Here is a 7,630-nt window from a genome sequence, read left to right on the forward strand (position 1 = left end):
TTACAAATTATTTTTTGACTCGGCCGTAGCTGCTGGTAAGACACTGTATAGTGGCTGGTCCTACAAAGCGGCGGTGACCGCTATCATGGTACTGCTGCTGCATAAGCATGCCGTACTGTTTTACGCATTTAGCCTGCTCGTTTTTGTGGACTGTTTTACAAAATGGGTGGCAATTAGCTACACTTACCTCAAGGCGCAGGGCGTGCCTGAGCCTGGCTTTTTAAAATCCGTAATCGGTATCAAACGCGCCCGCGAGGCTGGCGAGATTAAAAGCGAAGTGATGAAACACCGCTTTTTAGGTAAGATAGCTGTATACCTTGTTTGTGTAATGGCTGCTGCAACCGCAGACCTTATTATGGTGGAGCTTAGTAAACCTGCATGGGCAGTCAGCACCATTATCGGCTATCTGACGGCCACCGAGCTGCTGAGCATCGTGGAGAACCTTAACGCTGCCGGCGTTGAGGCTGTAAGCGGCTTGGTTGCTACCATTAAAAAGAAAAGAGGCTGATAATAATGCGTGTTTTTATCAATCCGGGGCATCATCCGGGACTTGATCCAGGCGCTGTGAATCGCAACTACGGAGTAACTGAGGCTGATATTGTCCGTGATGTCGGCGTACTGGTGGCCGATTATCTGACGGCCGCTGGCTGTGAGGTCAAGACTGTACAGAGCAATAACCTGGCTGGCGAGGACGCGGCTTATACCAATGTATGCCTCAGCGCCAACACATGGCCTGCTGATATATTTGTTAGCTTGCACTGCAACGCGGCCACTCCTGCTGCGCAGGGTACCGAGGTGCTGGTGTATAGCAGATGGACGCAGGCTGACATGCTGGCCAGCTGCATCCAGCGTCAAATAGTAGGCAGTCTGGGCATGGTGGACAGAGGAGTCAAGGAGCGTCCGCACCTAGTCGTCCTCAACTCTACACACATGCCTGCCGTTTTGGTCGAGATGGGCTTTATCACCAATGACGATGATTGTCAGATGCTCATCAACCAGCAGGACGAGTTGGCCCGCGCAATCGCACGCGGCATTACTGATTACATCACAGAGAGGGGAGAGTGACATGTATGGTGAGCGTGAGGTTAAGGTTATTGCCTACGCTTTGCTTATCGCTGGCCTTGTCTGCCTTGCCGGCCTGCTGCTTAGCGGTGGATGCGGCCGAACCGGCGCAGACACAGCAGGATGCAATGGTACAAGTACCACTCAGCAAATTGAAAGAGCTGCAGAGCTTAATCAGCAGGCAGGAGCCGAGGTTAGAACAGCTGCAGGAGCAGTTGAGCGGGCAGAACAGCATGCTGACAGAGCAGCAGGCCTCAATCGACAGGCTCAGACAGGAGTTAGCGACAGCAAAAAGCTCGTTGAGCAAATCAGATCTGATAATCAGCGAGCAAAACAAATCATTGACGAGCTTATCGGAGACGCTCAAGCAGGAGCAGAGACGGACGGAGCGCATTAAAAGGCAGCGGCTGCTTTGGCAGATTGTTGCCGGCAGTGTTGTGGTGTATGCGGCGCTTAAATAATAGTTTATATTTGGGGCCAACGCTGGGGCCAACGCGCCTAAAAAATAGCCAAAAATAGGGCAAAAAATAGTAAAAATCAACAACTTAAAAGCGCGATTTTTACACACAAAAATACCCCGCAACCTGCATGGTTGCGGGGTTTCTTTCATGGTGATCCAGGAGGGATTCGAACCCCCGACCCACGGCTTAGAAGGCCGTTGCTCTATCCAACTGAGCTACTGAACCATATTAATTTGGAGCGGGCGATGGGAATCGAACCCACAACATCAGCTTGGAAGGCTGAGGTTTTACCACTAAACTACACCCGCATGGTCGGAGTGGCAGGATTCGAACCTGCGACACCCTGCTCCCAAGGCAGGTGCGCTACCAAACTGCGCTACACCCCGAATACAAAAGGTATTATACTATTTAATTAAACAGATGTCAAGAGAAAATATATAGTTTGTTAATCATAAAGCAGAAGAAAAATATAAAAGCATATTTTTCTTCTGCCGGATAAGCTTTTTTACTGCAGCAGTTCTTCCTTAAGCTCGTGATATTCACGCGAAAAATAGGGCGTAAGCTGTGCTTCACGATGGTCATAGCCAAAGGCGCGTTTGGTGAGTGATAAAACGGGCGGTGCCTGAATGCGCTTGGCAACAGCAAAGCCGGCGAACAGCTTCCACCAGCGCTCCAAATCGGCAATCAGCGCAGCAGTATCGGGGCAGGCCTCGTCAATTGCTTCCTGCGTACAGCCTAGCTCTGCAGCCAGCGTGCCTGCCTTGTACCAGCGCAGGATGTCTGCCGGAGTAGTTTTATGCCAGTTTTCGATAAAGGCACGCAGCAGATAATCGTGATAGCTATAAACAAGCGGATCGCCGCCGTTACCTACTGTCTGCGCATCCGAAAGCTCGGCGCTGGGGCGGATATTGAAGATGGCTTCAGGGATTACCTTGCGCTTGTAGACTTCCTCATTAAGATAGCGTCCTAACGCATATACCTGATGCTTCCAAAGGTCACCAATCATTGCTATAGCGCCGCAGATGTCGCCGTAGAAGGTGGCGTAGCCAATGGCCAGCTCTGCTTTATTGGAGTTGCAGCTGAAGGCACCGCCGAAGGCTGCAGACGCTGCAGCAATAACACGTGCGCCACGGTCACGGGCCTGAATATTTTCCTTAATCAGTCCGCTGAGCTGTAGGTTGAAGCTGCTGCCGTCTGCCAGATGGATGATGGGCGTTTGCTCCAGCTGCTTAACCGTCAGCTCATAGCTTTCGCTGATGGGCATTACGGCGTAGTTGGCGCCCAGTGCCTGCGCCAGCTGCTGCGCGCTGTTGCGCGTGGCAGCGGAGTTGAAGCGTGAAGGTAGGTTGAGCAGCAGGATATTTTCCGGTCCCAGGATATCTGCATACATGACGGCGGTTACGGCGCTGTCGATGCCGCCGGAAAGACCGATAGTCATGCGCTTGATGCCGCATTGCTGCAGAAATTTGGCTGTGCCGTAGCGAAGGGCGCGGTAAACGGATTCCGGCTCCTGGGGCAGCACGGCCGGCGGGCAGGTGGAGATAAGGTGGTTTGCTTCTGTATCCCAGGTGAATTCTAAAAAGGTATCGGCATACATGGGCGCAGAGGTTACCAGACTGCCGTCGCCGTTGTAGGCGGAAGTGCAGCCGTCATAGGTGAAGATATTCTTGCCGTTGTTCTGAATGCCGACGTTGTTGCAATAGATAAGCGGAATTCCTGCGGTGCGTGCCTGCGCACTGAAAAGGTGGTTGCGCTTACGGTTTTTGCCCAACGTGTAGGGTGAGCAGGAAAGGTTGCATAAAAGCTGTGCTCCGTTGGCTGCCAACGTTTGCGGTACGTTAAGGTGATAGTTTTCCGTCCAGCCGTCCTCGCACAGCATGACGCCGATGCGCAGGCTGGTGCCTCGGATGACGATTTCCAAAGGCTGCAGTGCTTCGCTGACGCTTGCACATTCTTCGGCGCAGAGCTTCTGGAGGCTGTAAAAATGACGGCAGTCGTCAAATTCGCGGTAGTTGGGCAGCGATGTCTTGATGAAGAAGCTGCGTCCCTGATAACCGCCGAGCAGCTTACCGTTTTGGCAGGCAAAGGCGGCGTTGTATTTGCGCACGCGTCCGTCCTCGTTGAGCTTGCCTGGTTCGGTGGCAACGCTACCGAAGATAACGCAGATATTCTCGGTGGCAGCGACGATCTTTTCGGCATAATAGGCGCAGTCATCCAAAAAGGTCTGCTGCTCCCAGATGTCGCCGATAAGATAACCCGGCAGTGCCATTTCCGGCAACAGCAGGATATCGGCCTCAAGGCTGCGTGCTTTTTCAATAGCGTCAATGATTTTCTTATAGTTTACATCAGGACGGCCGGGAGTAATTTCCAGCTGTCCGCAGATAATTTTCAGCTTCAATTTATTGTCCTCACAATTTTATTTGCATTTTACATTACTATAGTGCTATTATAACAGAGATGAAGTAATTTCTCTAGCTTAGAGGGGGTTTTTCCTGATGAAACATAACAAAAAAACTAATGCAGCCCGCCGTCTGGACGAGCTGAAGATAGAATACCGTATTATGGAATATCCGGTAGACGAGGAGCATCTGGATGCTGTGCATGTTGCCGCAGAGGTTGGCATGCCTGCATCACAGGTATTCAAAACACTGGTAGTACGCGGTGACAAGAACGGCATTATGTTTGCCGTGATTCCCGGTGACGGTGAGCTTGATTTGAAGGCTTTGGCCAGAGCCAGCGGCAATAAGCGTGCAGAGCTGGTGCATCTGAAGGAGGTATTGCCGCTGACAGGCTATATTCGCGGCGGCTGTTCACCCTTGGGCGCTAAAAAGAACTATCCTGTATATATGGATGAAAACAGCAATAACTGGCCGGAGATTGCAATCAGTGCCGGTCAGCGCGGTATGCAGATTATTGCGGCACCGGCTGATTTGCAGCGTGCTACGGCTGCAACGGTGGCACCGCTGATTTTTGCAGAGTAACTCTTGTTCCTTCCTATAAAATATGCTATTATAATCTTGATAACCTATTTGCACAATTGTGTTTGAAAGAAATACGACTGTGCTGGCCTGAAGGCGTATTATTAACGCTGACGGCAGTATGACGTCAAAATTTAAAGAAGAAAGTAGGTTGAATATATGTTATATGTTAGTACAAGAGGGAAAACTGATTTGTTTTCCGCTGCACACGCGATAACCCGTGGCTTGGCAGCGGATGGAGGATTGTTTGTACCGCAGAATATTCCTGCGATGCGTATGGTTGATATAAAGGCGATGGAGCGCAAGCCTTATACGGAGCGTGCTGTTGATGTTCTGCTGCAGTATCTTACTGATTTCAGCGAGGACGAGCTGCGCGAATGTGTAAATGCTGCCTATGCGCCGGAAAAATTCGGTTATAATCCTGTGCCTTTGGTACAGGTAAATGATAATACCGGTGTGCTGGAGCTGTGGCATGGCCCGACGTCTGCTTTTAAGGATATGGCACTGCAGCTTTTGCCGCATCTTTTGACACGATCGATGCAAAAGACCGGCGAAACGAATAAGGTTGTTATTCTGGTTGCTACCTCCGGTGATACTGGCAAGGCTGCTTTGGAAGGCTTTGCTGATGTTCCGGGTACGCAGATTATCGTTTTCTACCCCAGCGAGGGTGTGAGTGATATCCAGAAGCAGCAGATGATTACCCAGGCAGGCAAAAATGTTAAGGTTTTCGGTATTGAGGGTAACTTTGATGATGCTCAGCGCGGCGTGAAGGAAATCTTCGGTAATACTGCGCTCAGTGATGAGCTGGCGAAGAAGGGATATACCTTCTCTTCTGCCAATTCTATTAACTGGGGCCGTCTGGTGCCGCAGATTGTTTACTACTTCAGCGCTTATGTAGATGCTGTGAAGGCAGGCAAGATTGCTGCCGGTGACCCGATTAATTTTGTTGTTCCGACAGGCAACTTCGGTGATATTCTGGCAGGCTATTACGCTAAGCTGATGGGCTTGCCGATTGACAGACTGCTTTGTGCATCCAACAGCAATAATGTGCTGACTGATTTTATTAATACCGGTGTTTATGACAGACGCCGTGAATTTTATAAGACTGTTTCTCCTTCTATGGATATTCTTGTTTCCAGTAATCTGGAGCGTCTGCTTTACAGTGTGACAGAGCATGATGCTGCGCGCGTGGCAGATTATATGAAGCGTTTGAATACCGAAGGTCATTATGAGATTGACAGCGATGATCTGAAGCAGATTCAAAGCCAGTTCTTCGGTGCCTGGGTTGATGAGCTGGAAACGAAGGAGGCTATCGGCCGTATTTATAATGATCATCATTACCTGATGGATACGCATACTGCCGTTGCTTGGCGTGCAATGGAAAAATATCGCTTCCTGACCAGTGACGAAACCTATACCGTGGTGCTGTCTACCGCAAGTCCGTATAAGTTTGCCGACAGCGTGCTGGCAGCACTTGATGATGTTCAGCCGCAGGGAAGCAATCCTTTTGAGCTGCTGCAAAAGCTGCATGCCGATACCGGCGCGGAGATTCCGCCGCGTATGCTGGCGTTGGAGAACCTGCCTGTGCTGCATTCTGAGGTTATTCCTGCGGACAAGATGGAGCTGGCAGTTGTGAAGAACCTTGTGTAATTGTGGCTTGATGTGAAGAATGCTTGCGTTGCGGGTATGTTTTCGCTATAATAAAATCGAAATTTAATATTTATATATGCAAGACTTAGTTTGCCGGGTGGCGAACTAAGTCTTTGTCATAAAAGGAGGTATAAAGTGGACTCCAGGAGTGTACTTGAACAGGTGCGCAGTGGCAAGCTGTCCGTGGCCGAGGCGGAGAGTTATTTTAATCACAAGGCGTATGAGAATTTAAATTATGCGCGTCTTGATACTTCGCGTGAGCAGCGCACGGGCTTTGCGGAGGTGGTTTACTGCAGCGGTAAGCCTGATGCGTATTTGGCAGAGATTTATAAGCGTCTTTTGGCGGAGCAGGGCGAGGTGTTCGGTACACGGGCAACGCCGGAGCAGTATGAGCTGGTGCGGCGGCAGCTGCCTGATATTGTTTATGATCCGGTGGCGCGGACGCTGAAGCAGGAGCGCCCGGATAAGGAGCGCTGCGGCTGTGTTGTTGTGTGTACTGCGGGTACTGCCGATATTCCTGTAGCGGAGGAGGCGGCGCAGACGGCGGAGTTTTTCGGGACGCATGTGGAGCGTCTTTATGATGTAGGCGTGAGCGGGATTCACCGTCTTTTGGATAACGTTGATTTGCTGCGGCAGGCGAATTGCGTGGTGACGGCTGCCGGTATGGAGGGCGCGCTGGCGAGTGTTGTTGGCGGGCTGGTGCGTAATCCGGTAATTGCGGTGCCTACTTCTGTCGGGTATGGGGCTAGCTTTCATGGGTTGAGTGCGTTGCTGACGATGATTAATTCTTGTGCTAATTGTGTGTCGGTTGTGAATATTGATAATGGGTATGGTGCGGGGATTATTGCGACGCAGATTAACAGGCTGGCGTGTAAATGAGTTGGCTTGTGCGTCGCAATTAAATATCGCGTTGCAACCCTTCCGTCTGCTCGCTAAAGCTCGCAGCCACCTTCCCTTTCAGGGAAGATATATCATACTTGCAAAATGTCAAACTTCGAAAATCTGCTAGCCTTCTATATGCTCCCTACAAGGGAGCTGGCATCGCCGTAGGCGATGACTGAGTGTTGTGCTTTGCCCCCTTTAGTCGCCTACGGCGACAGTTCCCCCGAGGGGGAACCGAGTCTGAAGCTATTAGTCTTGCCTGCCCCTCGGGGAAGGTGCCGAACGTAGTGAGGCGGAAGGGGGTTGTGCTTGTGCGTCGCAATTAAATATCGCGTTGCAACCCTTCCGTCTGCTCGCTAAAGCTCGCAGCCACCTTCCCTTTCAAGGAAGATATATCAGACCTGCGGAAGGCTAAACTTCGCAAATCTGCTTAACTTTTATATGCTCCCTGCAAGGGAGCTGGCATCGCCGTAGGCGATGACTGAGGGTTGTGCTTTGCCACTTTAGTCGCTTACGCGACAGTTCCCCCGCGGGGGAACCGAGTCTGAAGCTATTAGTCTTGCCTGCCCCTTGGGGAAGGTGCCGAACGTAGTGAGG

Annotated in this window: 7 protein-coding genes and 3 tRNA genes; 6 read left to right on the forward strand and 4 right to left on the reverse strand. The window is 50.9% G+C overall.

Going from position 1 to position 7,630, the window contains the following annotated elements; all coding sequences use genetic code 11:
- From RDW05_RS11390 to RDW05_RS11400, 3 genes are all read left to right on the forward strand, one after another.
- A partial coding sequence (locus tag RDW05_RS11390; protein WP_307979150.1) for a phage holin family protein occupies positions 1–508 on the forward strand: 508 nt, incomplete at its 5' end.
- Between the two features lie 5 nt (positions 509–513).
- A complete protein-coding gene (locus tag RDW05_RS11395) occupies positions 514–1,065 on the forward strand; it encodes an N-acetylmuramoyl-L-alanine amidase (protein WP_307979151.1) in 552 nt (183 codons plus the stop codon).
- A gap of 29 nt (positions 1,066–1,094) precedes the next feature.
- Positions 1,095–1,523 carry a hypothetical protein gene (locus RDW05_RS11400; protein WP_307979152.1) on the forward strand — a complete coding sequence of 143 codons (429 nt, stop codon included), beginning with the start codon at positions 1,095–1,097 and terminating at the stop codon, positions 1,521–1,523.
- Positions 1,524–1,671: 148 nt separating this feature from the next.
- On the opposite strand, the gene RDW05_RS11405 is transcribed toward RDW05_RS11400, so the two are convergent.
- From RDW05_RS11405 to nadE, 4 genes are all read right to left on the reverse strand, one after another.
- Positions 1,672–1,748 (reverse strand) — tRNA-Arg (locus tag RDW05_RS11405).
- Positions 1,749–1,757: 9 nt separating this feature from the next.
- Positions 1,758–1,831, reverse strand: a tRNA-Gly gene (locus RDW05_RS11410).
- 1 nt (position 1,832) lies between these two features.
- Positions 1,833–1,909, reverse strand: a tRNA-Pro gene (locus RDW05_RS11415).
- Positions 1,910–2,028: 119 nt separating this feature from the next.
- Entirely contained in the window at positions 2,029–3,921 is a 1,893-nt protein-coding gene (nadE, locus tag RDW05_RS11420; RefSeq protein ID WP_307979153.1) for an NAD(+) synthase, read from the reverse strand.
- A 97-nt stretch (positions 3,922–4,018) separates the two neighbouring features.
- Between nadE and ybaK the strand changes: the two genes are divergently transcribed.
- From ybaK to larB, 3 genes are all read left to right on the forward strand, one after another.
- Entirely contained in the window at positions 4,019–4,504 is a 486-nt protein-coding gene (gene ybaK / locus RDW05_RS11425; RefSeq protein WP_307979155.1) for a Cys-tRNA(Pro) deacylase, read from the forward strand.
- 156 nt (positions 4,505–4,660) lie between these two features.
- The gene (thrC, locus tag RDW05_RS11430; protein ID WP_307979156.1) at positions 4,661–6,151 is read left to right on the forward strand and encodes a threonine synthase; all 1,491 of its coding nucleotides are present in this window, start codon (positions 4,661–4,663) and stop codon (positions 6,149–6,151) included.
- Positions 6,152–6,286: 135 nt separating this feature from the next.
- The gene (gene larB, locus RDW05_RS11435; protein ID WP_307979157.1) at positions 6,287–7,030 is read left to right on the forward strand and encodes a nickel pincer cofactor biosynthesis protein LarB; all 744 of its coding nucleotides are present in this window, start codon (positions 6,287–6,289) and stop codon (positions 7,028–7,030) included.
- Positions 7,031–7,630 lie beyond the last annotated feature (600 nt).

This window comes from uncultured Phascolarctobacterium sp., assembly GCF_902463975.1.
In the GTDB taxonomy this organism is placed as follows: Bacteria; Bacillota; Negativicutes; order Acidaminococcales; family Acidaminococcaceae; genus Phascolarctobacterium_A.

What these genes read in the sequence shown, in the direction of transcription:
- RDW05_RS11395 (WP_307979151.1), top strand. Translation starts at nt 514, where the DNA reads ATGCGTGTTTTTATCAATCCGGGGCATCATCCGGGACTTGATCCAGGC.
- thrC (WP_307979156.1), top strand. Translation starts at nt 4,661, where the DNA reads ATGTTATATGTTAGTACAAGAGGGAAAACTGATTTGTTTTCCGCTGCA.
- ybaK (WP_307979155.1), top strand. Translation starts at nt 4,019, where the DNA reads ATGAAACATAACAAAAAAACTAATGCAGCCCGCCGTCTGGACGAGCTG.